This window comes from Pseudomonas sp. 9.1(2019), assembly GCF_009910445.1.
GTDB classification, from domain to species: Bacteria; Pseudomonadota; Gammaproteobacteria; order Pseudomonadales; family Pseudomonadaceae; genus Aquipseudomonas; species Aquipseudomonas paraversuta.
In genome coordinates this window covers 127,917-154,793 of the sequence record NZ_VBWF01000003.1, presented here as the reverse complement: position 1 = coordinate 154,793, position 26,877 = coordinate 127,917, and the positions used below count along the sequence as shown (strand labels likewise).

General features: G+C 60.3%; 23 protein-coding genes. 13 read left to right on the top strand and 10 right to left on the bottom strand.

The window, feature by feature from the left end; all coding sequences use genetic code 11:
- Nucleotides 1–61 precede the first annotated feature (61 nt).
- Nucleotides 62–844, top strand: coding sequence for a MetQ/NlpA family ABC transporter substrate-binding protein (locus tag FEZ21_RS03725; RefSeq protein WP_003437927.1), 783 nt, complete (start codon nucleotides 62–64; stop codon nucleotides 842–844).
- Nucleotides 845–895: 51 nt separating this feature from the next.
- Here the strand turns inward: FEZ21_RS03725 and FEZ21_RS03720 are convergent, their stop codons facing one another.
- On the bottom strand, nucleotides 896–2,062 hold the full coding sequence (locus FEZ21_RS03720; protein ID WP_010656734.1) for an AAA family ATPase: 1,167 nt from the start codon (nucleotides 2,060–2,062) through the stop codon (nucleotides 896–898).
- Between the two features lie 118 nt (nucleotides 2,063–2,180).
- Between FEZ21_RS03720 and FEZ21_RS03715 the strand changes: the two genes are divergently transcribed.
- The 4 genes from FEZ21_RS03715 to FEZ21_RS03700 all read left to right on the top strand — a co-directional run bounded on the left by FEZ21_RS03715 (nucleotide 2,181) and on the right by FEZ21_RS03700 (nucleotide 8,378).
- A complete protein-coding gene (locus FEZ21_RS03715) occupies nucleotides 2,181–3,272 on the top strand; it encodes an efflux RND transporter periplasmic adaptor subunit (protein ID WP_003437929.1) in 1,092 nt (363 codons plus the stop codon).
- The gene (locus tag FEZ21_RS03710) at nucleotides 3,269–4,351 is read left to right on the top strand and encodes an efflux RND transporter periplasmic adaptor subunit (RefSeq protein ID WP_010656733.1); all 1,083 of its coding nucleotides are present in this window, start codon (nucleotides 3,269–3,271) and stop codon (nucleotides 4,349–4,351) included. The genes FEZ21_RS03715 and FEZ21_RS03710 overlap by 4 nt, the downstream gene beginning before the upstream one ends.
- The gene (locus FEZ21_RS03705; protein ID WP_003437931.1) at nucleotides 4,348–7,410 is read left to right on the top strand and encodes an efflux RND transporter permease subunit; all 3,063 of its coding nucleotides are present in this window, start codon (nucleotides 4,348–4,350) and stop codon (nucleotides 7,408–7,410) included. The genes FEZ21_RS03710 and FEZ21_RS03705 overlap by 4 nt, the downstream gene beginning before the upstream one ends.
- Nucleotides 7,411–7,637: 227 nt before the next feature.
- Nucleotides 7,638–8,378 carry an SDR family oxidoreductase gene (locus tag FEZ21_RS03700; protein ID WP_003437932.1) on the top strand — a complete coding sequence of 247 codons (741 nt, stop codon included), beginning with the start codon at nucleotides 7,638–7,640 and terminating at the stop codon, nucleotides 8,376–8,378.
- Between the two features lie 91 nt (nucleotides 8,379–8,469).
- Here the strand turns inward: FEZ21_RS03700 and betT are convergent, their stop codons facing one another.
- From betT to FEZ21_RS03685, 3 genes are all read right to left on the bottom strand, one after another.
- Nucleotides 8,470–10,467, bottom strand: coding sequence for a choline transporter BetT (betT, locus tag FEZ21_RS03695; protein ID WP_003437933.1), 1,998 nt, complete (start codon nucleotides 10,465–10,467; stop codon nucleotides 8,470–8,472).
- A 320-nt stretch (nucleotides 10,468–10,787) separates the two neighbouring features.
- Entirely contained in the window at nucleotides 10,788–11,114 is a 327-nt protein-coding gene (locus FEZ21_RS03690) for a DOPA 4,5-dioxygenase family protein (protein WP_003437934.1), read from the bottom strand.
- A 28-nt stretch (nucleotides 11,115–11,142) separates the two neighbouring features.
- Nucleotides 11,143–12,054 carry a LysR family transcriptional regulator gene (locus FEZ21_RS03685; protein WP_010656731.1) on the bottom strand — a complete coding sequence of 304 codons (912 nt, stop codon included), beginning with the start codon at nucleotides 12,052–12,054 and terminating at the stop codon, nucleotides 11,143–11,145.
- A 112-nt stretch (nucleotides 12,055–12,166) separates the two neighbouring features.
- On the opposite strand from FEZ21_RS03685, the gene betC reads away from it, so the two are divergent.
- Together betC and FEZ21_RS03675 are read left to right on the top strand one after the other, a co-directional pair.
- Nucleotides 12,167–13,675 carry a choline-sulfatase gene (betC, locus tag FEZ21_RS03680; RefSeq protein ID WP_160626472.1) on the top strand — a complete coding sequence of 503 codons (1,509 nt, stop codon included), beginning with the start codon at nucleotides 12,167–12,169 and terminating at the stop codon, nucleotides 13,673–13,675.
- 146 nt (nucleotides 13,676–13,821) lie between these two features.
- Nucleotides 13,822–15,390 carry a SulP family inorganic anion transporter gene (locus tag FEZ21_RS03675; protein ID WP_160626470.1) on the top strand — a complete coding sequence of 523 codons (1,569 nt, stop codon included), beginning with the start codon at nucleotides 13,822–13,824 and terminating at the stop codon, nucleotides 15,388–15,390.
- An 84-nt stretch (nucleotides 15,391–15,474) separates the two neighbouring features.
- On the opposite strand, the gene aroE is transcribed toward FEZ21_RS03675, so the two are convergent.
- Nucleotides 15,475–16,296 carry a shikimate dehydrogenase gene (gene aroE / locus FEZ21_RS03670; RefSeq protein ID WP_003437938.1) on the bottom strand — a complete coding sequence of 274 codons (822 nt, stop codon included), beginning with the start codon at nucleotides 16,294–16,296 and terminating at the stop codon, nucleotides 15,475–15,477.
- Nucleotides 16,296–17,222: an oxygen-dependent coproporphyrinogen oxidase gene (gene hemF, locus FEZ21_RS03665; protein WP_003437941.1), complete on the bottom strand. Its 927-nt coding sequence runs from the start codon at nucleotides 17,220–17,222 to the stop codon at nucleotides 16,296–16,298. The genes aroE and hemF overlap by 1 nt, the downstream gene beginning before the upstream one ends.
- A 161-nt stretch (nucleotides 17,223–17,383) precedes the next feature.
- Here hemF and FEZ21_RS03660 point away from each other — a divergent pair, with 161 nt between their 5' ends.
- Nucleotides 17,384–18,361 (top strand): NADPH:quinone reductase, encoded by a 978-nt coding sequence (locus FEZ21_RS03660; protein WP_003437943.1) that lies wholly within the window; start codon nucleotides 17,384–17,386, stop codon nucleotides 18,359–18,361.
- Between the two features lie 120 nt (nucleotides 18,362–18,481).
- Here the strand turns inward: FEZ21_RS03660 and FEZ21_RS03655 are convergent, their stop codons facing one another.
- The gene (locus FEZ21_RS03655; RefSeq protein WP_010656728.1) at nucleotides 18,482–19,039 is read right to left on the bottom strand and encodes an L-threonylcarbamoyladenylate synthase; all 558 of its coding nucleotides are present in this window, start codon (nucleotides 19,037–19,039) and stop codon (nucleotides 18,482–18,484) included.
- A 35-nt stretch (nucleotides 19,040–19,074) separates the two neighbouring features.
- Nucleotides 19,075–20,172, bottom strand: coding sequence for a DNA-processing protein DprA (dprA, locus tag FEZ21_RS03650; RefSeq protein WP_037001082.1), 1,098 nt, complete (start codon nucleotides 20,170–20,172; stop codon nucleotides 19,075–19,077).
- 396 nt (nucleotides 20,173–20,568) lie between these two features.
- Here dprA and def point away from each other — a divergent pair, with 396 nt between their 5' ends.
- From def to FEZ21_RS03625, 5 genes are all read left to right on the top strand, one after another.
- Entirely contained in the window at nucleotides 20,569–21,075 is a 507-nt protein-coding gene (gene def / locus FEZ21_RS03645; protein ID WP_003437949.1) for a peptide deformylase, read from the top strand.
- Nucleotides 21,076–21,286: 211 nt separating this feature from the next.
- Entirely contained in the window at nucleotides 21,287–22,246 is a 960-nt protein-coding gene (gene fmt / locus FEZ21_RS03640) for a methionyl-tRNA formyltransferase (protein ID WP_160626468.1), read from the top strand.
- On the top strand, nucleotides 22,243–23,553 hold the full coding sequence (rsmB, locus tag FEZ21_RS03635) for a 16S rRNA (cytosine(967)-C(5))-methyltransferase RsmB (RefSeq protein ID WP_003437953.1): 1,311 nt from the start codon (nucleotides 22,243–22,245) through the stop codon (nucleotides 23,551–23,553). The genes fmt and rsmB overlap by 4 nt, the downstream gene beginning before the upstream one ends.
- 19 nt (nucleotides 23,554–23,572) lie before the next feature.
- The gene (trkA, locus tag FEZ21_RS03630; protein WP_003437955.1) at nucleotides 23,573–24,949 is read left to right on the top strand and encodes a Trk system potassium transporter TrkA; all 1,377 of its coding nucleotides are present in this window, start codon (nucleotides 23,573–23,575) and stop codon (nucleotides 24,947–24,949) included.
- Between the two features lie 10 nt (nucleotides 24,950–24,959).
- Nucleotides 24,960–25,271, top strand: a complete 312-nt coding sequence (locus FEZ21_RS03625; RefSeq protein ID WP_160626466.1) for a hypothetical protein — start codon at nucleotides 24,960–24,962, stop codon at nucleotides 25,269–25,271.
- 80 nt (nucleotides 25,272–25,351) lie between these two features.
- Here FEZ21_RS03625 and FEZ21_RS03620 read toward each other — a convergent pair whose 3' ends face one another.
- On the bottom strand, nucleotides 25,352–26,239 hold the full coding sequence (locus FEZ21_RS03620; protein WP_003437960.1) for a lysophospholipid acyltransferase: 888 nt from the start codon (nucleotides 26,237–26,239) through the stop codon (nucleotides 25,352–25,354).
- Nucleotides 26,240–26,315: 76 nt separating this feature from the next.
- Complete coding sequence (locus FEZ21_RS03615; protein ID WP_003437962.1) at nucleotides 26,316–26,873, bottom strand: DNA-3-methyladenine glycosylase I; 558 nt, start codon at nucleotides 26,871–26,873, stop codon at nucleotides 26,316–26,318.
- Nucleotides 26,874–26,877 lie beyond the last annotated feature (4 nt).

Genomic DNA, 26,877 nt, shown 5'->3' with positions numbered 1-26,877 from the left:
TTGTTCGTTTCGTCTTCCAATAAAACCGTCATCCGAACGGTCACACACTTAAGGGCATTGCATGAAAAAGGTTCTGTTGTTTACCGCATTGGCGGCTGCTTTGACTGCAGGCCTGGCACAGGCTGGCGAGAAACTGGTGGTCGCTGCGACCCCGGTACCCCACGCCGAAATCCTTGAGCTGATCAAACCGACCCTCGCCAAAGAAGGCGTGGATCTGGAAGTCAAAGTGTTCACCGATTATGTGCAGCCCAACGTACAAGTGGCCGAGAAGCACCTGGATGCCAACTACTTCCAGACCCTGCCGTACCTCGAAAGCTTCAACAAAGGCAAAGGCACCAATCTGGTGACCGTGATCGGCGTTCACGTTGAACCCTTCGGTGGCTACTCGAAAAAAGTCAAAAACCTGTCTGAGTTGAAAGACGGCGCGACCATCGCCATCCCGAACGAAGGCAGCAACAGTGGCCGTGCGTTGATCCTGCTGCAAAAGGCCGGTCTGATCGAACTCAAAGACCCGACCAATGCTGTCTCCACACCGAAAGACATCGCCAAGAACCCGCACAACTTCAAGTTCAAGGAACTTGAGTCCGCGCTGCTGCCACGGGTGCTGGATCAGGTTGACCTGGACATGATCAACACCAACTACGCGCTGGAAGCGGGCCTGAACCCGGCCACCGACGCGCTGATCATTGAAGGCGCCGATTCGCCATACGTGAACTTCCTGGTGGCCCGTCCTGACAACAAGGACAGCGACGCGATCCAGAAGCTGGCCAAGGCCCTGACCAGCCCTGAAGTCAAAGCCTTCATTGAACAGAAATACAAAGGTGCGGTAGTCCCTGCGTTCTAAACAACGCCCGCCCTTGTGAAAACGCCGACGGCTTTTAAAGCGTCGGCGTTTTTATTTGTCCGCCCAGTACCAGGCGGGCTGATCCAGCAAGCGCTGGCCAACGATCTCGGTCTGGCCGAAGTTTTTTTCCAGCACGATGCAGTTGCACTCAAGATCTTGCTGCAGCGCCGCGATCAGACGCCGGGCGTGGGACACCACCCAGACTTGCGATTGTTGCGAAGCACGAATGATCAACCGCGCCAGCGCCGGCAGCAGATCGGGATGCAGGCTGGTCTCGGGTTCGTTCAGCACCATCATGGTGGGTGGGCGAGGGGTGAGCAGGGCTGCGATCAGCAGCAGGTAGCGCAAGGTGCCATCTGACAGTTCAGCCACCGACAATGGACGCAGCAGCCCCTCCTGATAGAACTCCAGGGCAAAGCGCCCGCCGGAAACAAACTGGATCTCCAGCCGCGCACCGGGAAAGGCATCGCTGATTGCCGTGTGTAACGCTTGAGGGTCGCCGATCTCAATAATGGTTTGCAACGCGGCTGCCAGGTCGCGCCCGTCGTGATGCAAGACCGGGGTGCGGGTGCCAAGCTGCGGCTGGCGAACGGGCGCATCGGGGTCGGTGCGAAAGTGGTCATAAAAACGCCATCCGCGAATGGACTCACGCAACTGCAAGACTTCCGGCGAAGCATCCATACTGCCGACCTGATCAAACAGACTGTCGAAAACCGGCGTGTGCTGCGCCAACACCTTCCAGGCGCGGCCATCACGGGACCGGACCACCGGACCTTTACGTTCAACCAGCTCGCTGGCCTTGCGATAAATCGGTCCCGACCAAATACTCTCGTGCTTGATTTGCGGATCGAGATTGAACGACGAAGTCTCATCGTTCGGTGGCAACCCCAAGGCAATTGCATAGCTGAAATCATCGGCAGCGAAGCCCAGACGCAGGCGCTTTACGCCACTGAGTACGGTTCTGCTGATATCCACCTCGCCGAGCTTCATGCGTCGTGAAATCACCTCCGGTCCGGCCCAGAATGTTGATTCCAGCCCTCCTTCACGGGCTACCGCGTTGATCACCCCGCCCTGGGCGGTTTCGGCCAATAAACGCAGGGCACGGTAAAGATTCGATTTGCCACTTCCATTGGGGCCGGTAATCAGATTAAGTCTGGCCAGGGGCACCACCAATTGGTTGATGGAGCGGTAGTTGGCCACAGCCAGGGTGGTGAGCATGGTTGACCTCGAAGTACAGCTACAGGTGCAGTGCACATAGAGTCCCACAGACGCCGAACCCTGTTCTACGCTGTGTGTCGTATCAGGATGTAAAACAGCATCACGCAAAGGAGCTTGCATGGCTGGTCCACGAAACAAGGCTGTTATGGGCTTGAGCCTTTTGGTACTTCTGACCGCTTGCGGCAAAGAGAGGCCCACTGAGCCTTTGTCCCCGCGGGTTTATGTACAACAGGTCAGCACCCGGGAATTTGCCCCGCCAATTCAACTCAGCGGCGATATTCAGGCCCGGGTCGAAACCCAGCTTTCATTCCGGGTCGGCGGCAAAATCATCGAGCGCAAGGTCGATGTCGGTGACCACATCCAGGCCAATCAGGTGCTGGCCCGTCTCGACCCCAAAGACTTGAAAATCCAGGTTGAAACGGCCCAGGCCAGCGTCAATGCGCAACAGGCCCAAGTGGTCCAGACCCGTGCCGCATTTATCCGGCAGCAGAAACTGCTGCCAAAAGGCTACACCAGCCAAAGCGAATACGATGCTGCCAATGCTGCCCGGCTCAGCGCGCAAAGTGCCCTGACTGCCGCACAGGCGCAGTTGGCCAATGCCCGCGAGCAACTGAGCTACAGCCAATTGCAGGCCGAGGCGCCGGGTGTGATTACCGCGCGCCAGGCCGAAGTGGGGCAAGTGGTGCAGGCCACCATGCCGATTTTCACCCTGGCCCGCGACGGAGCCCGCGACGCGGTGTTCAACGTGTATGAATCACTGTTTATCGAGCCGCCGAAAAACCCTACCGTGCAAGTCACGCTGCTGAGTAATCCGGCGATCAAGGTTAACGGCCAGATCCGCGAGATCACCCCCACCGTGTCGGCACAAAGCGGCACCCTGCAAATCAAGGTGCAACTGGACGCGCTGCCCAAAGGCATGGATCTGGGTTCGATTGTCAGCGTCAATCTGACCCCGCCCCCCAGTCGCAGCATTGAGCTGCCCTGGTCCGCCCTGACCAAAGACATCAGCGAGCCTGCCGTATGGATCGCCGACGAGCAAAGCATCGTGCGCCTGCAACGGGTCAAGGTCGGACGCTACCTGACCGGCAGCGTGATAGTCAGTGAAGGTCTCAAGGACGGAGAAAAGGTCGTGGTCGCAGGCGGACAATTGCTGCACCCCGGCATGAAGGTTGAAGTCGCGCCCATCCCGAGCGGGGGAGCCCGGTTATGAGCCGATCATTGATTAACCACTTGTGGACAGTGCCGCTGGCAGCCTTGTTGCTGGCGGGTTGCTCCGAGAAAAAAGCCCCCGAGCCTGTCCGCCCTGCCTTGTATGTGGTGGCTCAGCCGATGCTTTCCGACAATCTCGGGCGCTTTGCCGGCAACATCGAAGCGCGCTACGAAAGCACCCTGGGCTTTCGCGTGCCGGGCCGTATCGTGCGCCGTCATTACGACGTGGGCGCAGTGGTCAAGCAAGGGGACATTCTGGCCAACCTCGATCCCACCGATCAGCAAAACCAGCTGCGCTCGGCCCAGGGCGACCTGGCCAAGGTGCAGGCGCAATTGATCAACGCTCAAGCCAACGCCCGGCGCCAGCAGGAGCTGTTCAACCGCGGGGTCGGCGCCCAGGCGCAACTGGACACGGCCCAGGCCGACCTCAAAACCACCGCGGCCTCCATGCAGCAGGCCGTGGCCGCGGTCAGCCAGGCACAGGACCAGCTCAGTTACTGCGACCTGCGCGCCGACCATGACGCAGTAATCACCCAATGGCACGCCGAAGCAGGGCAGGTGGTCAGCGTCGGCGAAGAAGTGGTCACCCTGGCCCGCCCTGAAATCAAGGAGGCGGTGATTGATCTGCCCGGGCCCCTGGCCGAGGCGCTACCCAAAGGTATCGAGTTTCTGGTCGCCGGCCAGCTCGACCCGAACGTCAACACCAGCGCCCATATCCGCGAAATCGCCCCGCAAGCCGACAGTGCAACCCGCACCCGGCGCACCCGGCTGACCCTGGACCAGACCCCGCCAGCCTTTCGCCTCGGCAGCTCGGTCAGCGTGACCGTCAGCAGCCCGATTGCCGAGCACTTTGAATTACCGCTCACCGCCCTGCAGGAAACCGACGGTCACAGCCGCATCTGGGTCATCGACCCGCAGACCCAAACCGTCAGCCCGCGTGACGTCAACGTGCTGCGCCGTGACGCGCAAACCGTGCTGCTCCAGGGTGGCCTGAAAAACGGCGATTACGTGGTCAGCGCCGGCGTCAACAGCCTCACCCCCGGACAGAAAGTCAGATTCGATAAGGAAAGCTCGCAATGAATGGGAAATTCAACCTGTCCGAGTGGGCTCTGAAACATCAGTCGTTTGTCTGGTACTTGATGTTTATGGCGGTGGTCGCCGGGATCTTTTCTTACATGAACCTGGGCCGCGCGGAAGATCCGTCCTTCGCGATCAAAACCATGGTCATCCAGACCAGATGGCCAGGTGCCACGGTCGATGAAACCCGGCTGCAAATCACTGACCGCATCGAGAAAAAGCTCGAGGAGCTGGACTCTCTCGACTACGTGCAAAGCTATACCAGGCCCGGCGAATCCACGGTCTTCGTGTTCCTCAAGGACACGACCAAGGCCGATGCCATTCCCCATATCTGGTATGAGGTGCGCAAAAAGATCAACGACATTCGCGGCGATTTCCCCCAGGGCATTCAGGGCCCGGGGTTCGACGATGAGTTCGGTGATGTGTATGGCACCATTTTCGCCTTTACCGGCGACGGCTTCACCATGCGCCAGCTGCGCGACTACGTCGAACAGGTGCGCACCGGGATTCGCGATGTGCCCAATCGCGGCAAGGTGATGACCATCGGTGAGCAGGATGAAACCTTCTACCTGAACTTTTCGACCCGCAAACTGGCGGCCCTGGGCCTCGATCAACAACACGTTCTGGAAAGCCTGCAGGCGCAAAACGCCGTGACCCCGGCCGGGGTCGTTGAAGCCGGGCCCGAGCGCATGTCGGTCCGCACTTCGGGACAGTTCCACAGTGTCGAAGACCTGGAAGCGGTGAACCTGCGGGTCAACGACCGCTTCTACCGGCTGGCCGATATCGCCGAAATCAGCCGCGGTTACGTCGACCCGTCCGCGCCCATGTTCCATTACAACGGCAAGCCTGCCATCGGTCTGGCGATTGCCATGATCGACGGCGGCAACATTCAAGAGTTCGGCAAACAGCTGCAGCAACGCATCGACGACCTCACCGCCGAACTGCCGGTGGGGGTGGGCGTGCACATGGTCTCCGATCAGGCGCAGGTGGTAGAGGTGGCCGTAGGCGGCTTCACCAGTGCGCTGTTTGAGGCGGTGGTCATCGTGCTGGCGGTGAGTTTCCTCAGCCTGGGGCTGCGTGCGGGCCTGGTGGTGGCGATCTCGATCCCGCTGGTGCTGGCGCTGGTCTTTGTGTTCATGGAGTTCACCGGCATTGCCATGCAGCGGGTATCCCTGGGTGCGCTGATTATCGCCCTGGGCCTGCTGGTGGACGACGCGATGATCACGGTGGAAATGATGATCACCCGGCTCGAGCTGGGGGAGACCAAGGAACAAGCGGCGACCTTTGCCTACCACTCCACGGCCTTCCCCATGCTCACCGGCACCCTGGTGACGGTGGCAGGCTTCGTGCCCATCGGCCTCAACAACAGCTCGGCAGGGGAATACACCTTCACCCTGTTTGCGGTGATTGCCGTGGCGATGCTGGTGTCGTGGGTGGTGGCGGTACTGTTTGCGCCGGTACTGGGGGTGCATATCCTCAGTTCCAAGGTCAAACCCAAGCCCGAGAAACCCGGACGCCTGGCCCGGTCCTTCGATAATGGCCTGCTGTGGTGCATGCGCCACCGCTGGATGACCATCGGCGTCACGGTACTGATGTTCGTACTGGCCATTTTCGGCATGGGGCTGGTGCAGAACCAGTTCTTCCCGGCCTCCGACCGCCCGGAAATCCTGGTGGACCTGAACCTGCCGCAAAACGCTTCGATTCAGGAAACCCTCAAGGTCACCCAGCGCTTTGAAGAGTCGCTCAAGGGCGACCCGGATATCCTGCGCTGGAGTTCGTACATCGGCGAGGGCGCGATTCGTTTCTACCTGCCACTGGACCAGCAACTGCAAAACCCGTTCTACGCCCAGCTGGTGATTGTCAGCACCGGGCTGGATAGCCGGGATGCCCTGATGGAACGTCTCAATAAACGCCTGCGTGAAGATTACGTTGGGGTCGGCAGCTTTGTGCACACCCTGGAACTGGGGCCGCCGGTGGGTCAGCCGCTGCAATATCGGGTCAGTGGCAAAAACATCGATCTGGTACGCAAGTATTCCCTCGACCTGGCCTCCGTGCTGGACGCCAACCCCAACGTCGGTGAAACCATCTTCAACTGGAACGAACCGGGCAAGGTACTGCGCATCGACATTGCCCAGGACAAGGCCCGCCAGTTCGGGCTGTCATCCGAAGACGTCGCCCATGTGATGAACAGCATCGTCAGCGGCGCGGCGGTCAGCCAGGTCAAGGACGACATCTACCTGATCAACATCATAGGCCGTGCCGTCGGCAGCGAGCGGGGCAGCCCGGAAACCCTGCTGAACCTGCAAATCACCACCCCCAGCGGCACCTCGATTCCGTTGCTGGCCTTTGCCACCGTGCGTTACGAACTGGAGCAACCGCTGATCTGGAGCCGCGACCGGATTCCCACCCTGACCCTCAAGGCCTCGGTGCGCGGCTCGATGCAACCGACCGATCTGGTGGCCAAGCTCAAGCCGGAAGTCGACAAGTTCGCCGCCAGCCTGCCCCAGGGCTACACCTTGCAAACCGGCGGCACGGTTGAACAAAGCGCCAAGGCCCAGGGCCCGATCGCCAAGGTGGTGCCCCTGATGCTGTTTCTGATGGCGACCTTCCTGATGATCCAGTTGCAAAGCGTGCAGAAGATGTTCCTGGTGGTGAGTGTGGCGCCACTGGGGCTGATCGGTGTGGTGCTGGCGCTGGTGCCGACCGGCACGCCGATGGGCTTTGTGGCGATCCTGGGGATTCTGGCCCTGGTGGGGATCATCGTGCGCAACTCGGTGATTCTGGTGACCCAGATCGACCAGTACGAACGCGACGGCTACGACCCCTGGCACGCGGTCATGCAAGCCACCCAGCACCGCCGCCGGCCGATCCTGCTGACCGCTGCTGCGGCCAGCCTGGGCATGATCCCGATTGCCCGTGACGTGTTCTGGGGGCCAATGGCCTACGCCATGATCGGCGGCATCATTTCCGCCACCTTGCTCACTCTGTTGTTCCTGCCCGCGTTGTACGTGGCCTGGTACAAGATCAAGGAAAGCAAGGACGCGCCACCCGCCCATGCCTGATGCCCTCTGAGGGCGATATCCCTTGTGGGAGCGGGCTTGCCCGCGATGCAAACGACCCGGTGTGACAGTTTCAACCGAGTTGCTGCAATCGCGGGCAAGCCCGCGCCCACAAGAGGGCGGGAGGATTGTTGGGCGTTTGCGAATACCGCTATCGAATTCACCATCTTTATCTGCCTGGATACAGATGTGAATCTAGCCCCACGCCAAATCCACTATGGAGTGTTGCCATGAGTACTTCTCTGCCTAAAGTCGCGCTGATCACGGGTGCATCCCGGGGCATCGGTGCCGTGATTGCCAGACAACTGGCCGGCGAAGGGTTTGCCGTCGTTATCAACTATGCCAACAGTGCCGACGAAGCTTCAGCCCTGGTTGCTGAACTGCACAGTGCGGGGCATCAAGCCATTGCCGTACAGGCCGATGTGGCCAGTGCCGCGGACGTCGCGCGGCTGTTCGATGAGGCTGAAGAGCAACTGGGCAAAATCGATGTGCTGATCAATAACGCAGGCGTGCTCAAAGTGTTGCCGCTGGCGCAACACAGCGATGAACTGTACGAACAGACCTTCAACATCAACACCCGGGGTACTTTCAACACCCTGCGCGAAGCGGCCACCCGGCTCAACAGCGGCGGGCGCATCATCAATTTCTCCAGCAGTACGGTGGGCATGAATTTGCCGGGCTATGCGGTGTATATCGCCAGCAAGGCAGCGGTCGAGTCGCTGACCCAGGTGTTTGCCAAAGAGTTGCGTGGCCGGCAAATCACAGTAAACGCCGTGGCACCGGGGCCGGTGGCGACGCAACTGTTCATGCAGGGCAAGACTGAAGAGCAGATCCAGAGCTTCGCCAAAATGCCGCCCCTGGAACGCTTGGGGCAGCCCGAAGACATCGCCAGAATCATCTCGTTTCTGGTGAGTCCGGCGGCGGAGTGGGTAAACGGGCAAGTGCTGCGGGCCAATGGCGGACTGGTTTAAAGGCCAGTGGCGGGCAAGCTCGCTGCTACAGGATTTTCACCGTTCCTGCAGGAGCGAGCTTGCTCGCGTTGACCTCGATCCGTTACCCGAATCAGCGAACCAGGTGTAAGAACTGCATATGGCGTTCGTACTGGTCGAGGATGTCGTTGATGATTTGCTCTTTGGTGTAGCCAGTCAGGTCATAGTCCTGACTGCCTTCACTCAAGTGCACTTCAGCACGGTAGTAGCGGCGGTTGCGCAATTGCTCTTTTTTGCCAAAACCGCCCCGGGCGAATGACGGCGTGAAGTAGCCGCGCATCTGCACCTGGTAGATGAACGGGTGTTCCTCACCATGGCCGATTTCCAGACTCACGTTGTCGTTGGCCGGATCCGGCTGGGTGACGACGTTAAGTCCTTTTTCCCGGAACACCGCACTCACTTCTTCAATCGCCGGGCGCACGGTGGTGTCCATAAAGCGGTACACCTCGTCACGGGACGGGAAGTGCACAGCCTGGCTCAAGCGTTGACGCCAGCCGCCACGACGGGCGTGAGACACCGGCGCCAGTGAGTGCATCTGCGCAATCTTCTTCTGCGACTCGAGGTAGAACGCCTTGTGCAGTCCCCACATCATCAGCAGCAAAATCAGCGAGAACGGCAACGAGGTGAGCACGACCGCTGACTTCAGCGCATCGATGCTCCCCGAGAACAGCAGCGCGCTGGTCACCAGGGCCGTCATCGCGCCCCAGAACACCCGCAGCCATTTCGGACCGTCTTCGTCGGCATTGTTGCCACGCGCAGAGAGGGTAGAGAGCACCACAGTGCCGGAGTCAGCCGAGGTCACGAAGAACACGAAGCTGATGAACACCGTCACCGCAATCACGGTCCGGCTCCACGGGTAGGTTTCAAGCAGCAGGTATAGCGTGCGCGAGGGATCGTCGATGGCCGACTGGCCCAGGGCAACCATGCCGTGGTTGAGTACTTGATCAATGGCACTGTTACCGAAGATCGACATCCACGCCAAAGTGAAGCCCAGCGGGATCAACAGCACCCCGAACACGAACTCGCGGATGGTGCGACCACGGGAAATGCGCGCAATGAACAGGCCTACAAACGGCGACCATGCGATCCACCAGGCCCAATAGAACACAGTCCAGCCACCCAGCCAGTCGCTGGGTTTGTCGTAGGCATACACATCGAAACTCTTGGTCGGCAACGCGCCCAGATAGTCACCGATGTTCTGCACCAGAGTGTTGAGCAAATGCTGGGTAGGGCCGGCGAACAACACAAACAGCAGCAGCGCACAGGCCAGCAGCATGTTGATGTCGGACATAACCCGTACACCCTTGTCCACACCGGCAATGGCCACCAGAATTGCAGCGCCCATCATCAGGGTGATCAAACCCACCTGCACCCACTGGGTGTGCGGCAAGCCAAACAGGTAGTCGAGTCCGGAATTGAGGTGCAACACCCCAAACCCCATGTCGGCCCCCAGACCAAACACCGTGGCGATGATGCCGAAGCCATCCACGGCGTAGCCGATGGGCCCGTTGATGCGTTTACCGATCAGCGGATACAACGCCGAACGTAGCGCCAGCGGCAGGTTGTGGCGATACGCGAAGTACGCCAGCGCCATGCCGACAAAGGCAAACACCCCCCAGCCATGCAAGCCCCAGTGCAAAAACAGCAATTGCATGCCCTGGCGCGCAGCCTCTGACGTACCGGCCGGGCCTTGCGGCGGGGCGAGCATATGGGTCAGGGGTTCGGACACACAGAAGAAAAATAGCGTGATGCTGATCCCGGCGGCAAAGAGCATGCCCGCCCAGGACAGGTAACTGAACTCGGGCTCATCATGATCGGCCCCCAGCTTGATCTTGCCGTAGCCAGACAAGGCGGTGGTGATCACAAAGATCAGGTACAGGGTCATTGCCAGCATGTAGTACCAGCCGACCGTATTGGCCGCCCAGTTTTGCGCCGCCAGCAGCCATTCACCGGCGGCTTGTGGTGTGGCAATAACCACTAACCCAAAGATCAGGATAAACGCGGCAGCAAAGTAAAACACCGGCGGGTTCATGCGAATTTGAGACGTCTCTGACGTCACTGGAGCACTCATTGGATGTGCACCTTGTAGAGGTAAAACGAGAGCAAAAAGAGCGCGTTCGGCAAAGGTAAGCCTCCTGTTGTGAGCGGGCAGCGGACCACCGTTTAACTTGAATAACCGTTCAAGTTAAACATGGATGGCCTTTTAGAACTAATCACTGCCCTCAGCTTCACGTGTCATACGTTAGCTCATGGAAAGCTATGACACATGGCCATGACCAACGTTCAGCCGTTATAGCGTGGGGCTATCAGGCTTTTGCCGGCCATCAGGATTTGCAGGAAATTACCGGGGTGAAAAAAAGCTGAATTTTTTTTTAACCCGCCATGTTTTGATCAAAAAACAGCCAGATTCAAGGGTCGTACCGCCCCCATCCAGATCCCGTGATCGGTATGGTCCAGCAGGTCATGGCCGGTATCGGGATGCAAAAACACCACCAGGCCGTGGCGGTTCAATGCCAACCAGGGCAGCACTACGCCGATCAACTCGGGGCCGAAGGCCAACTGGCAACTCCAGTCCGGGTGCGGACCGACCGGGCGCTCATGAACCCGGCCCATGGTGAGGCCGAACAGCTGCGCAGCCTCTTCACACAAGGCCCGCGCCTGCCCGATGGTCGTGGCGTCGAAATATACGTGGGCGTGGTAACCCTTGATGCGTTGCATGAAGATTCTCCTGCAGGAAATGGGTGGGCTATCGCTCGGCATTCTGCTCCGCCAACATCCAGTCGACAAAAACTTGGGCCAGCCGGTTACGTCGTTTGCGCTGCGGCATCACCGCGTAATAACCGCTGGCCGATTGCGCCGATTCAGCGAACGGCCGGCACAGAACCCCTTGCTCCAGCAAGTTATCCACAAGGTGCTTCCAGCCGATGGCCATGCCTTGACCGGCAATCGCGGCCTGGATCAGCAAGGTGTAGTTGTCGAAACGCAACTGGCCGGGGGCAGGCGGCGGGCCGAGCTTGAGGGCGTCAAACAGCCTGTACCAGTCAAACCACTGGCGGGCATGTTCGCCGCGCAATTGCAGCAACGGGAAGTCCCCCAGGGCCCGGGCCGATAACGGCAGTGTCTGCCCGGCCAGCAAGTGCGGACTGCATACCGGGAACACTTCTTCATTGAATAGCCATCGGGATTCACCCTGGCTGAAGCGCCCCTGACCAAACAGCACCCCCACATCGATATCACCCTGCAGCGCATCATGGCTGCGCTCGCGGGTTACCAGACTGACGTCAATTTGCGGCCAGGCCGCATGAAAACGTGGCAGTCGGGGCATCAACCAATAGGCAGCAAAGGCAAAATCGGTAGCCACTTGCAGCACTTCACGGTCCGGTTGTTCGCTTAACGCCTGCAAACCCGCGTCTATTTGCTGCAAACCAGCTTGCACCTGCAAAAACAGGCCAAGCCCGGCCTCGGTCAGGGCGATGCCGCGGTAGATGCGGTCAAACAAGCGAATCCCCAGGCGCGACTCCAGGCGTTTGAGCTGCTGGCTGACGGCCGGCTGGGTAGTGCCCAGCTCCAGGGCTGCCGCGGTAAAGCTGCGGTGGCGGGCGGCCGCTTCAAAGGTGCGCAACAGGTCCAGAGAGAGATCGCCCAAGGCTTTATACATTAGCTGTGCTTATCCTAGTCATTGCGGTCCATGGGTTTTACCACGAGTTATCCGGCCGTCATGCTGACAGTCAGCACTTTCGCATAAATATTCACCATGAAAGGCCGCCCCCATGTCAGGTAAAAATATTCTCTTCATCATGGCCGATCAAATGGCCGCCCCATTGTTGCCGATCTACGGCCCGTCCCCGATAAAACTGCCGAACCTGAGCCGCCTGGCTGAGCAGGGCGTGGTGTTTGACGCCGCCTATTGCAACAGCCCGCTGTGTGCGCCCTCGCGTTTTACCTTGGTCAGCGGCCAGCTACCGAGCAAAATCGGCGCCTACGACAATGCTGCGGACTTGCCCGCAGATGTGCCGACTTACGCGCACTATCTGCGCCGTATGGGGTATCGCACCGCGCTGGCGGGCAAGATGCACTTTTGCGGGCCCGACCAGCTGCATGGTTTTGAAGAGCGCCTGACCAGTGATATTTACCCCGCCGACTATGGCTGGTCGGTCAACTGGGATGAGCCCGATGCTCGCCCCAGCTGGTATCACAACATGGCCTCGGTGCTGCAAGCCGGGCCGTGCGTGCGCACCAATCAACTGGATTTCGACGAAGAAGTGCTGTTCAAGGCCCAGCAATACTTGTTCGACCATATTCGCCAGGACGGCGACCGGCCGTTTTGTCTGACGGTCTCCATGACTCACCCGCACGACCCGTACACCATCCCCAAGCCGTATTGGGACATGTACTGCAACGAAGACATCCCGTTACCCGAAACCCCGCCCCAGGCCAGCCTCGACCCGCATTCGCAACGTCTGCTCAAGGCCTACGACCTGTGGGACAAACCGCTGCCTGTGGATAAAATTCGCGACGCCCGCCGTGCGTACTTCGGCGCCTGCAGCTACATCGACGACAATATCGGCAAGCTGCTGCAAACCCTTGAAGACACGGGGCTGGCCGATAACACTGTTATCGTGTTTTCCGGCGATCACGGCGACATGCTGGGCGAACGCGGGCTCTGGTACAAAATGCACTGGTTCGACATGGCCGCCCGGGTGCCGTTGCTGGTATACGCACCAGGGCAGTTCGAACCGGCCCGGGTTGGCGCCGCGGTATCCACTGCCGATCTGTTACCGACCTTTGTCGAGCTGGCGGGCGGTACGTTAGAGGCCGGGCTGGCCCTGGACGGACGCTCGCTGGTCTCGCACCTGCGGGGCGAAGGCGGGCATGACGAAGTGTTTGGCGAGTACATGGCCGAAGGCACGATCAGCCCGCTGATGATGATCCGCCGTGGTGCCTACAAGTTCATCTATAGCGAAGACGATCCGTGCCTGCTGTTTGATTTGCACAACGACCCGGGTGAACGCGAAGAGCTGAGCCAGTGCCCCGGGCACCAGTCGCTGTTCAACGACTTTTTGGCCGAGGCCCGGGCCAAATGGGATATTCCGGCGATTCACCAGCAAGTGCTCGCCAGCCAGCGCCGCCGTCGCCTGGTTAGCCAGTCGCTGGCCACGGGCAAGCTGACCAGCTGGGATCACCAGCCCTGGGTCGACGCCAGCCAGCAGTACATGCGCAACCACATCGACCTCGACGACCTTGAGCGCAAGGCGCGTTATCCACAGGTCGGCGGCTAAAGCGACGGGCAATCCGCAGAAGCGAGCTTGCCTGGCGATAGCCTGAGGGACGCCTCGTTTATTCAGCAAACAATGCGTTATCGTTAACAACCATCGCGAGGCAAGCTCGCTCCTGCAGAGAATCTGTTTAACCCGACGAGAGCCCCATGGCCTGGCCCAAATACACCCACCTGCTGCCATTTTTAAGCTGGCTGCCCAAACAGACCCGCGTCAGCGTCAGCCGCGATGCACTGGTGGGCCTTAGCGGGGCGATTCTGGCGTTGCCGCAGTCCATCGCCTACGCGCTGATTGCAGGCTTGCCCCCCGAGTACGGGCTGTATGCGGCGATTGTGCCGGTGATCATCGCCTGCCTGTGGGGCTCATCGTGGCATTTGATCTGCGGCCCGACGGCGGCGATTTCCATCGTGCTGTATGCCAGCGTCAGCCCCCTGGCAGTGCCCGGCACGCAGGACTACATCAGCCTGATTCTATTGCTGACGTTTCTGGCCGGGATTTTTCAGTGGCTGCTGGGCATGTTGAAATTCGGCGCGCTGGCCAATTTCGTATCGCACTCGGTGGTGGTGGGCTTCACCCTGGGCGCCGCCATTGTGATTGCTCTGGGCCAATTGCCGAACGTGCTGGGCCTGCATTTATCGAGCAAGGCCACGGCCCTGGATAGCCTGTTGACCCTGATCGCCCATATTCGCCAATTTGATCCCGCCTCGCTGGGGCTGGGTCTGGGCACCCTGGTGCTGGGCATCGTACTCAAACTGTGGGTGCCGCGCTGGCCCACCTTGCTGCTGACCCTGGTGCTTGCCAGCCTGGCGGTATGGCTGCTGCCCGGGGTATTTGGCCATGTCGAACTGGTGCAGTCGTTTGTCGGCCGCTTGCCGCCCTTCAGCCCCTTGCCCCTGGATCTCGAGACGGTCCTGCGCCTTCTACCGAGCGCCGTGGCGGTGGGCATGCTGGGGCTGGTCACCAGCTTGTCGATCGCCCGCTCGCTGGCGACACGTTCCCAGCAAATGATCGACGCCAATCAGGAAAGCCGGGCACAGGGTTTGTCCAATGTGGTGGGTTCGCTGTTCTCGGGGTATCTGTCGTCGGGCTCGTTCACACGCTCGGGGCTGAGCTATGAAGGGGGCGCCAGCTCACCACTGGCCGGGGTGTTTTCCGCGCTGTGGGTCACGTTGTTTGCGGTGGCGGGTTCGAAACTGATCGCACACATTCCGATCCCGGCGATGGCGGGCAGCATTTTGCTGATCTGCTGGGGCTTGGTGGACACGCGGGGCATTCGCGCGCTGTGGCGGGTCAGTCGTGCCGAGTTCGTGGTGATGGCGCTGACATGCGTCGCCACCCTGTTGCTGGAGCTGCAAACAGCGATTTATGCCGGAGTGCTGGCCTCGCTGTTTTTCTATCTCAAACGCACTTCACGTCCACGCATTCAACAGTGGCGCGATGGCGACGAGGAGATTCTACGGGTAGGCGGCTCGATTTTTTTCGGCGCCAGCCATTACCTGCAAGTACGCCTGCAACGCACCCAGGGGTTACGGGTGGTGATCGATGCGCAGCACATCAACTTTATTGATTACTCGGGGGTAGAAATGCTCCACCAGGAAGCACGACGCTTGCGCGGCCTGGGCCGTAGCCTGACCTTGCGCCGGGCACGGCCGCAGGTGGTGGAGGAATTGAAAAAACTCGAGGGACCGGACAACTGCCCGATTTCTTTTGAGGGTTAAACCTGTACCCCTGTAGGAGCGAGCTTTTGAACCAGCAGCCAAGAGCTCGCGAGCAAGCTCGCTCCTACAGGATTGGGGTGGCGGTTACAGCGCCAGTAACCGGCGCAGTTCAGCCAGTGCCGGCGCCGTATCCGGGCGCACTCCGCGCCACAGGAAGAACGCTTCGCCCGCCTGCTCGGCCAGCATCCCCAGACCGTCCATGACCTGACCCGCGCCGTGCTCGACCGCCCACGCGCAAAACGGCGTCTGCTGCTTGCCGTACATCATGTCGTAGCACAGGGTTTTACCCGGCTCGATCAGGCTGCTGGCAATCGGCGGCAATTCTCCGGCCAGGCTGGCCGAGGTGGCATTGATGATCAGGTCGACCGGTTCGCGCAGCCAGTCATAGCCGCTGGCGGCCACTGGTCCCAGATCGCTGAACAGTTCGGCCAGTACTTCGGCTTTTTCTACCGTGCGATTGGCTATGGTGACCGACGCCGGCTGCTCGGCCAGTAACGGTTCGAGGGCACCCCTTACTGCACCCCCGGCGCCCAGCAGCAGAATGCGTTTGCCCTTGAGACTGAAGCCCGCATTTACCGTCAAATCACGCACCAGCCCCGCGCCGTCGGTGTTGTCACCCAGCAATGTGCCGTCAGCCAGTTTGCTCAGGGTGTTGACTGCGCCAGCCCTTTGCGCCCGCGGCGTAAGGCTGCTGGCCAGACGGTAGGCGTCTTCCTTGAAGGGCACCGTGACGTTGGCGCCGCGACCCTGGCGAAAAAACGCCGAAGCACAGCCAGCAAAATCATCCAGCGGCGCCAACAAGGTCTCGTACTGCATGGACTGGGCAGTCTGCTCGGCAAACAGTCGGTGCAGTACCGGGGATTTGCTGTGGGCAATCGGGTTGCCAAAAACCACGTAACTGTCCATCAGACAGGTTCCCCGGACAATGCCAGCCAGTCACGATCTTGCAGAAAATAGTCGGTAAGACGTGCTTCTTCGCTGCCAGGTTCGGCTTTCCAGTCGTAACTCCAGCGAACTTGCGGCGGCAGCGACATCAGGATCGACTCGGTACGGCCGCCTGATTGCAGGCCGAACAGGGTGCCACGGTCATAGACCAGGTTGAACTCGACGTAGCGGCCACGGCGAAACTCCTGGAACTCACGCTGCTTGACCGTGTATTCGTCGTTTTTGCGGCGTTGAACAATCGGCAGATAGGCGTCGATATAGGCGTCGCCAATGGCGCGAATAAAGGCAAAGCAGGTGTCGAAGTCCCACTGGTTCAGGTCATCAAAGAACAGGCCGCCGATACCGCGGGGCTCGTTGCGGTGCTTGATGTGAAAGTAGCTGTCGCACCAGGCCTTGTAGCGCGGGTACACGTCTGCGCCAAAGGGTGCGCAGGCCTGTTCGGCCACCCGGTGCCAGTGCACGCAGTCTTCTTCAACGGCGTAGTAGGGGGTGAGGTCAAAGCCGCCGCCAAACCACCACACCGGCTCTTCGCCTTCTTTTTCGGCAATGAAAAAGCGTACGTTGGCGTGGGACGTCGGCACATGGGGGTTGTGCGGATGGATCACCAGCGACACACCCAGGGCTTCAAAACCACGTCCGGCCAGTTCCGGGCGATGGGCGCTGGCTGAAGGCGGCAAGCCGCTACCAAATACGTGGGAAAAGTTAACCCCGCCTTTTTCAATCAGGTTGCCGTTTTCCATCACACGGGTGCGACCCCCACCGCCTGCCGGGCGCTCCCAGGCGTCTTCGACGAACGGGGTGCCACCGTCTTCAGTCTGCAGGGCAGCGCAAATGCGGTCTTGAAGGTCGAGCAGGTAGGCTTTTACAGCCTCGGTGCGGGTAGTCATGACATCACCTTAAATCGGGCCAAGCGACGCGGCACATCATTCAGAGCGGGGCCGGCGGCAAAGGCCGCTAGCATAACACCGCACCCAGCTTCACCGCAGTTGACGAAGATCACGCTTAGGCGTTGGATAGTGGCCTCGTCAATTCAGCAAGGACAGTGCAGATGGCTAAGCGTATCCAGTTTCGGAACCACGGCGGACCGGAAGTACTTGAGTATGTCGACTACCAGCCCGCAGAGCCGGGCCCGCTGCAAGTGCGCGTACGCAACCAGGCCATCGGCCTCAACTTCATCGATACCTATTACAGAAACGGCTTGTACCCGCTACCCGAGCTGCCGTCCGGGCTGGGCAATGAAGGTGCAGGCATTGTCGATGCGGTAGGCAGTGAAGTGCACAACGTTAAAGTCGGCGATCGTGTGGCTTACGGCACCGGACCGCTGGGCGCGTACAGCGACTTGCATGTATTGCCTGCCGCCAATGTGGTGAAGCTGCCTGAGGACATTTCGTTTGAGCAAGCCGCTGGCGTAATGCTCAAAGGGCTGACCACCCAATACTTGCTGCGCCAGACCTACGAACTCAAAGGCGGTGAAACCATTCTGTTCCACGCCGCCGCGGGTGGCGTCGGGTCGATTGCCTGCCAATGGGCAAAAGCCCTGGGCGTGAAGTTGATCGGCACTGTCAGCTCGGCAGAAAAGGCCGCCCACGCCAAAGCACTGGGCGCATGGGAAACCATCGACTACAGCCATGAAGATGTAGCCCGCCGGGTGCTGGAACTGACCGACGGCAAAAAATGCCCGGTGGTGTACGACGGCGTTGGCAAAGACACCTGGCTTACCTCACTCGACTGCCTGGCACCACGGGGGCTGATGGTCAGTTTTGGCAATGCGTCGGGCGCGGTGACCGGGGTGAACCTGGGGATCTTGTCGCAGAAGGGCTCGCTGTACGTGACCCGCCCGACCCTGGCGAGCTACGCCAGCAGCCCTGAAAAGCTGCAAGCGATGGCCGATGAGCTGTTCGGGATGATCCGCAGTGGCAAAATCCAGATCGACATCAGCCAGCGTTTTGCGCTGAGTGACGCGGCCAAGGCGCAGACCGAATTGTCGGCACGTCGCACCACCGGGTCGACCATTCTGGTGCCTTGATCCCCCCACCCCCCTGTAGGAGCGAGCTCCCATCTGTAGGAGCGAGCTTGCCTCGCGAGCTTTTAGCGATTTCGAGGAAAAGCTCGCTCCTACAGAGTCTGGGGCGCTGCTACAGGTTTGTTAAGACGGGCGTACGACCTTGCCGGTAGCCAAATCACGGATCAGGCTCGGATTTTTCCGTCCGCCCAGATTACCGCCCAATACATGGTCGACCTGCCCACGAAAGTACTGCTCAACCTTCAACCGCGTGCGCGCAGCAGGCAATCCCGCAGGGTTCGCTGAAGTCGAAACGATCGGCCCCACCAGCGAACACAATTCGCGCACCTGGGGGTGATCGCTCACTCGCAAGGCCACGGTGTCGTGCACACCGGTGATCCATTGCGGCAACAGGCCCTGATGCGGCACCAGCCAGGTATTGGGCCCCGGCCAGGTACTGGCCATGCGGTCGAGCCATTTCTGCGGGAAATCCTCAAACAGAAAGTCGAACTGATGAATGTTGTCGGCCACCAGAATCAGGCCCTTATCCACAGGTCGCGACTTGATAGCCAGCAAACGCTCAACTGCTTCTTCGTCCCACGGGTCGCATCCCAAACCCCAAACAGCTTCGGTTGGATAGGCGATCACCGCGCCTGCGCGAATGGCTCTTGCCGCTTGTTGGACGCGCCAGGTGCTGATCATTGAATGTCTCCGGATATGTGCTGTGCGCAGTGTACTTAGCTGGGGCGAGCAAACCAACGCCCCCCCTCCAGCACCACATGCCCCTCCAGCTCCAGTTCGGTCAACGCGGCGAGCAATCGGGGCAAGTCCCAACCGCTGGCGCTGACCAGGGCTTCGCTGGTGTGAGGCGCTGCCTGCAACAATTGCACTAACGGATGACAGACTGACGCGAGCTGATCCGTAGTGGTAATCGGCATCGAGCGCCAGCCACGCAGCTGCTCCAGAATGTGCTCGACGGTTTCCACCAGGGTGGCGCCATCGCGAATCAGTTGATGACAGCCCCGTGCGCCCGGATGGTGGATAGAACCCGGCATCGCGTAAACCTCACGCCCCTGTTCGGCGGCCAGCCGGGCAGTGATCAGCGAACCGCTGGCGACACTGGCCTCGACCACCAGTACCCCCAGCGACAAGCCGCTGATAATGCGGTTACGGCGCGGGAAGTTGGCCGGCAGTGGCCCGGCGTCCAGAGGGAACTCCGAAACCACCGCGCTGCCACTGGCAATCATCGCATCGGCCAGGGCGCGATGGCGCTGTGGATAAAGTTTTTCCAGGCCGGTGCCCAACACCCCCACAGTCTGCCCGCCAATGCCCAGCGCCGCTTCATGTGCAGCAGCATCGATGCCCGCCGCCAGCCCGCTGGTAATCACAAATCCGGCCCCGGCCAGACAGCGGGAAAAGGCCGCAGCAGTGTCCAGACCCGGCCTTGATGCACGTCGGCTACCGACCATCGCCAATTGCGGTTTTTCCAGAATGCCCGGATCTCCCGCCACGAACAGCAACGGTGGCGCATCGCTGAGTTCCCCCAACAGGGCCGGATAATTTGCCCGGTCGTGCAGCAGCACATGCTGGCTGGAGCTCTCAAGCCAGCGCAATGCAGCGCTGGCACCGTCACGAACTTGCGGGCTGCGCCTGGCCTGGGCACAGCCCGCCGGCAACCCCAGGGCGGACCAGGCACTGGCGGGCGCGCTCAGCGCCGAGCTGGCCGAACCGAATGCACTGAGCAGGGTGTAAAAACGCCGGGGCCCGACCTCGGGCAAACGATGTAAACGCAGGCGGGCTTCGAGTTCGGCAGGGGAAATTTCAGGCAGCGGCATGGGATCATCCTTGATCGATTTCAGCGCCTTCAAAGACAGCACAACCTGTGGATAAGTCTGTTGACAAGTTGTTTGGAAAACGCCCGGAAAGACCCTCCTGAACGGCCGGACTGCCCTTGAAACAGCACGTGGAAACCCAATTTTAGTGAAGTGACTGGCAGAGCCGGCGGCCATAGGTTTCAAACTGCGACACACCCTGGCCCGGGCCAGTCGCGGGCAGCCCGGCAGCTAGTCGTTTCATCCGTTGCTGAATCCCTTTATTATGTGCGTTCGCGTGAAACGCCAGAGCCCGAGCGGGCTATCTCTGAAGGAGACGTTTTGCACAGGTTGCCCGATGTCCTCAGGACCACCTGACAACCGTTTTTGAATCTTTCACACAGTGCATCAATCAAACTTATGGCTATTTTAAACATCCTCGAATTCCCAGACTCGCGTCTGCGCACCATCGCCAAACCCGTGGCGGTTGTGGACGACGAAGTCCGTCAGTTGATCGATGACATGTTTGAAACCATGTACGAGGCGCCGGGCATTGGCCTGGCCGCGACTCAGGTCAACGTGCATAAACGCATTGTCGTCATGGACCTGAGCGAAGACCGCAGCGAACCGCTGGTGCTGATCAACCCCGAGCTTGAAATGCTCACCGACGAGATGGGCCAGTATCAGGAAGGCTGCCTCTCGGTACCGGGTTACTACGAAAACGTTGACCGCCCGCAGCGGGTAAAAATCAAGGCGCTGGACCGTGACGGCAAACCTTTCGAAATGATCGCCGAAGGCCTGCTGGCCGTGTGCATCCAGCACGAATGCGACCACCTCAATGGCAAGCTGTTCGTCGATTATCTGTCTACGCTCAAGCGTGACCGGATCAAGAAGAAGCTGGAAAAACTGCACCGCCAGAACGCTTGATAGTCCTTATCTCAATTCTGTAGTCGCTGCCCAGGCGCTAAGGCTGCGATCGGGCAGAGCCCGTAAAGCCAGCTATTCCCAAGTGCCTGGCATACCGAAGTTGAGTGATTGACGAGAGCTGCGTCGAACCTGATCGCAGCCTCGTACCTCGACAGCGACTACAGGCATCTATCGGGATTACTCCCGCCCCCCCATTCCAAGTGAGTAATTCATGACTGAGCCACTGCGCATCGTATTTGCCGGCACCCCGGAATTCGCCGCGGAACACCTCAAGGCGCTGCTCGACAGCCCTTACGAGATCGTCGCGGTCTACACCCAGCCGGATCGCCCGGCCGGGCGCGGGCAAAAGCTGATGCCGAGCCCGGTCAAGCAACTGGCGCTGGAACACCACATCGCTGTCATGCAGCCGCCCACGCTGCGGGCTCACGAGGCTCAAGCCGAGCTGGCAGCCCTCAAGCCCGACTTGCTGGTGGTGGTGGCCTACGGTCTGATCCTGCCGCAAGTGGTGCTGGATATTCCGCGCCTGGGCTGTATCAACAGCCATGCCTCCTTGCTGCCACGCTGGCGCGGGGCGGCGCCGATTCAGCGGGCCATCGAGGCCGGCGATAGCGAAAGCGGCGTGACCGTGATGCGCATGGAGGCGGGTCTGGACACCGGCCCGATGCTGCTCAAGACCGTCACCCCGATCACCGGTGCAGACACAGGTGGCAGCCTGCACGACCGTCTGGCCGAACTGGGCCCACCTGCGGTGATTGAAGCAATCGCAGGCCTGGCAGCAGGCACGCTGCAAGGCGAAGTGCAGGACGACAGTCTGGCCACCTACGCCCACAAGCTGAATAAAGACGAGGCGCGCATCGACTGGAGCCGCCCGGCAGTGGAGCTGGAGCGTCTGGTTCGGGCTTTCAATCCGTGGCCGATTTGCCACAGCACACTCAATGGCGAAGCTCTGAAAGTACTGGCCGCCACTGTCGCCGACGCCCGGGGCGCACCGGGACAAATCCTCGCAGCGAGCAAAGACGGCCTGATCGTCGGCTGCGGTGAAGGCGCGTTGTGCCTGACACGTCTGCAATTGCCCGGCGGCAAAGCGCTGAACTTCAGCGATTTTTTCAACAGTCGCCGTGAGAAATTCGCCGTCGGCATTACCCTCGGTCAAACGGAAAGCGCGCAATGAATCCTCGTCTGGCCGCCGCCAAGGCACTGACTGCAGTACTGAACGGCAAAGCATCACTCAACAGCTCGTTGCCGCTGCAACTGGACAAGGTTGAGGCCCGTGATCGCGGCCTGACCCAGGATCTGGCATTCGGTACTGCCCGCTGGCAGCCACGCTTGTCGGCGCTGGCCAACAAGCTGCTGCAAAAGCCGTTCAAGGCGGCCGACGCCGATGTCGAGGCGCTGCTGCTGGTGGGTCTGTATCAACTGCTATACACCCGCATTCCGGCCCACGCCGCCATTGGCGAAACCGTGGGCTGTGCTGACAAGTTGAAAAAACCCTGGGCCAAAGCCCTGCTCAACGCCGTGCTGCGTAATGCACAACGCGAGAGCGAAGCCCTGCTGACCGAGCTGGAGCACGACCCGGTGGTGCGTACCGCACACCCGCGCTGGCTGCAAAAATCCCTGAAAGCTTTCTGGCCGCAACAATGGGAAGCCATTTGCGCCGCCAACAACGCGCATCCACCAATGATTCTGCGGGTCAACCGGCGCCATAAAACCCGTGATGCCTACCTGCAACTGCTGGTCGAGAGCGGTATCGAAGCTCAGCCCTGCGTGTTCAGCCAGGACGGCATTGTGCTGGCTGAACCCTGCGATGTACGCAACCTGCCGGGCTTTGCCGAAGGCTGGATCAGCGTGCAGGACGAAGCCGCACAACTGGCCGCCGACCTGCTGGACCTGGCGCCGGGCCAACGGGTTCTCGATGCCTGCTGCGCCCCGGGCGGCAAGACCTGCCACATTCTTGAGGTCGAGCCAGAACTGGCCGGCGTGGTGGCGGTGGATCTGGAAGCCAAGCGCCTGGTACGGGTACGGGAAAACCTTGAGCGTCTGGGCCTGAGCGCCGAACTGATTGCTGCCGATGGCCGTGACACCGCCACCTGGTGGGACGGCAAGCCTTTCCAGCGCATTCTGCTCGATGCACCGTGCTCGGCGACCGGGGTGATTCGTCGTCACCCGGACATCAAGCTGACCCGCCAACCGGACGACATTGCCGCACTCGCCACCCTGCAAGGTGAATTGCTGGACGCGATGTGGCCAACCCTGGAAGTCGGCGGCATCCTGCTCTACGCCACCTGCTCGACGTTGCCGACCGAAAACACCGAGGTGATCGAGGCGTTCCTGGCCCGTACGCCGGGTGCGCGGGAGCTGGATATCGCCGGTCAGTTCGGCATCAAGCAGCCCCATGGCCGCCAGTTGCTGGCCCAGGAGGGCGGGCACGATGGCTTCTATTACGCCAAACTGATCAAGATCGCAGCCGCCCGCGGCTAATCGACAAAGGACTGACGGCATGAAAATCATCATCCTCGGCGCAGGTCAGGTCGGCGGCTCGCTGGCCGAGCATCTGGCCAGCGAAGCCAACGACATTACCGTGGTCGATACCGATGGCGATCGCCTGCGGGATCTGGGCGACCGGCTCGACATTCGTACTATTCAGGGCCGCGCCTCGCTGCCCAATGTGCTGCGTCAGGCCGGGGCCGATGATGCCGACATGCTGGTGGCAGTGACCAACAGTGACGAAACCAACATGGTGGCGTGCCAGGTGGCCTACACCCTGTTTCACACCCCGACCAAAATCGCCCGGGTACGTGAAGCCGCCTATCTGACACGGGGCGGCGAACTGTTCGATAACGACGCGATCCCGGTGGACGTGTTGATCAGTCCCGAGCAAGTGGTGACCAACTACATCAAGCGCCTGATCGAACACCCCGGCGCATTGCAGGTTATCGACTTTGCCGAAGGCAAAGCCCAGCTGGTGGCGGTCAAGGCGTACTACGGCGGCCCTCTGATCGGCCAGCAGTTACGCCAGTTACGCGAACACATGCCGAATGTGGATACGCGGGTAGCGGCAATTTTCCGACGTGACCGTCCCATTACGCCCCGGGGCGACACGGTCATCGAGGCAGACGATGAAGTGTTTTTCATCGCCGCCAAGGCCAACATTCGCGCAGTGATGAGCGAAATGCGCCGCCTCGATGAAAGCTACAAACGCATTGTGATTGCCGGTGGCGGGCAGATCGGCGAACGCCTGGCCGAAGCCATTGAAAACCGTTATCAGGTCAAGATCATCGAGATGAACCCGGCGCGTTGCCGGTATCTGTCAGATACCCTGGACAACACCGTAGTCCTGCAGGGCAGCGCTTCGGATCGCGACTTGATGCTCGAAGAGAACATCGCCGATGCCGACCTGTTTTTGGCCCTGACCAACGACGACGAGGCCAACATCATGTCCTCGCTGCTGGCCAAACGCCTGGGCGCGAAGAAGGTGATGACCATCATCAACAACCCGGCCTACGTGGACCTGATCCAGGGCGGTGAAATCGACATCGCCATCAGCCCGCAACTGGCGACCATCGGCACCTTGCTGGCCCACGTGCGGCGTGGCGACATTGTCAGCGTGCACTCATTGCGCCGGGGCGCAGCGGAGGCCATCGAAGCGATTGCCCACGGTGACTCGAAGTCGAGCAAAGTGATTGGCCGCCGGATCGGCGAAATCCACTTGCCGCCGGGCACCACGATCGGCGCAATCATTCGCGACGAAGAAGTGCTGATTGCCCACGACTCCACTGTGATCAATGCCGGCGACCACGTGATTTTGTTCCTTGTGGATAAAAAGCATATTCGCGACGTGGAGAAGCTGTTCCACGTGGGCCTGAGTTTTTTCTAAGGAGTCACGGATGCTCGAATCACTGGAAAAAATGCTGGCCAAGGGTGTGGATAACTCACTGCTGCGCTTCGGCCTGGGCAAGGGTTATCTCGACCTTGGGGAAAACCTCAAGGCGGCGGAGCATTTACAGCGCTGTGTGGGGTTTGATCCCAAATATTCCGCGGCCTGGAAATTGCTGGGCAAGGCGCATCTGGCGGCAGGGGATCGCGGGGCGGCCCGCACGGCGTGGGAGCAGGGGCTTGAGGCAGCCCGTGCCCATGGCGACAAACAGGCCGAGAAAGAAATGACCGTGTTTTTGAAGAAGCTGGATAAACAGCTTTAACACCACTGATCTGCGTAGGAGCGAGCTTGCTCGCGAGCCCTTCGCACAGCTCGCTCCTACAGATACAGCGGTCTAACGCCCTAGTACCAGCGCGCCTCGCCAGGCGGACGCTTTTTGAAGCGCTTCATGCTCCACATGTACTGGCTCGGGTAAGCCCGTACATACTTCTCCACCACCTGGCTCATGGCTGCACACGAAGTTTCAGTGTCGGTGCTGTACATGGCTTCAGGGGCCGCCTCGAGAATCACCTTGAAACCCGAACCGTCCGGCAGGCGCAATGCGTGCAGGAATACCCCCACCGCTTTGCCACCCGCCAGCATGTTCGGCACGAACTTGCTGGTCAGGGCCATGGTGCCGAGGAATGGCACGAAAATACCGGCCGACTCAGCGGGTTCCGGATCTGCCGGAATGCCTACCTGCCCCCCTTTGCGCACTTCCTTGATGACACTCAAAATGCCTTCTTTGGTCGACGCGGCCACGCGGTTGCCCAGCTGCACGCGCTGCTTGCGCAACAGTTCGTCTACCGCCTTGAGCTTGGGTGGACGGTAGAAAATGATCGGCTTGCACTGGCTGCAATAGAAGTGGTTGAGCACTTCCCAGTTGCCCAGGTGGCTGGTGATGCCGACGACACCTTTACCTGAGGCAAGGGCCTGCTTGAGCACGTCCAGGCCTTCGACTTCACGCACCAGGTCAATCGAACGCTGGGCGGGCCAGATCCAGGCGCAAGCGCTCTCGGTCAGGCTCTTGCCGATATCCTTGAGGCTTTGTCCCACCAGTTGTTCACGGGCCACCGGGTCCATCTCGGGGAAGCATTTGGCCAGGTTGATGCGCACCACCTCGCGCGAGCGATTGGGCAGTTTCCACATTAGCCAGCCGATACCGGAGCCGACCCGTTGAACCGCACTCCACGGGAGCATGGCGAATAACCGCAGAGCCCCGACCAGCAGGGCGCCTTTAAACTTTTCCACAGGGTTTTCTCTTTAAAAAAACGTTTTCTGCAGGGGCGAGCAAGCTCGCTCCTGCAGGTCTGTATTGGGCAGCATTCTAACCGCCGTTCGCCAGCTGAGCGTAGCGGTCACAGGTGGTGGCGTGATCCATGACCATGCCACTGGCCTGCATGAAGGCATAACAAATGGTCGGTCCGACGAACGTGAATCCGGCTTTTTTCAACCCTTTGCTCATGGCTTCAGCCTCGGCGGTGACGGCCGGAAACTCATGGCGTTCAGTGAAGTGGTTGATCTTCGGTTTGCCGCCCACAAAGGACCATAGATACTCGACCGGGTTATCCAGCGCCAGCCAGGCCCGGGCGTTACGCCTTGCCCCGGTAATTTTCAGGCGGTTACGGATAATCCCGGGATCGAGCATCAAGGCCTCGATTTCGGCATCGGTCATGGCTGCCAGACGCTGCACATCAAAGCCGAACATGACCTTGCGATAGTGCTCGCGTTTGCGCAGAACAGTGATCCAGGACAAACCGGCCTGGAACCCTTCGAGCAATAACAACTCGAAGAGCCCATGCGCGTCGCGCAACGGCACGCCCCACTCTTGATCGTGGTACGCCGCATACAGCGGGTCTTCTGGACACCAGAAACAACGTGGCATATAG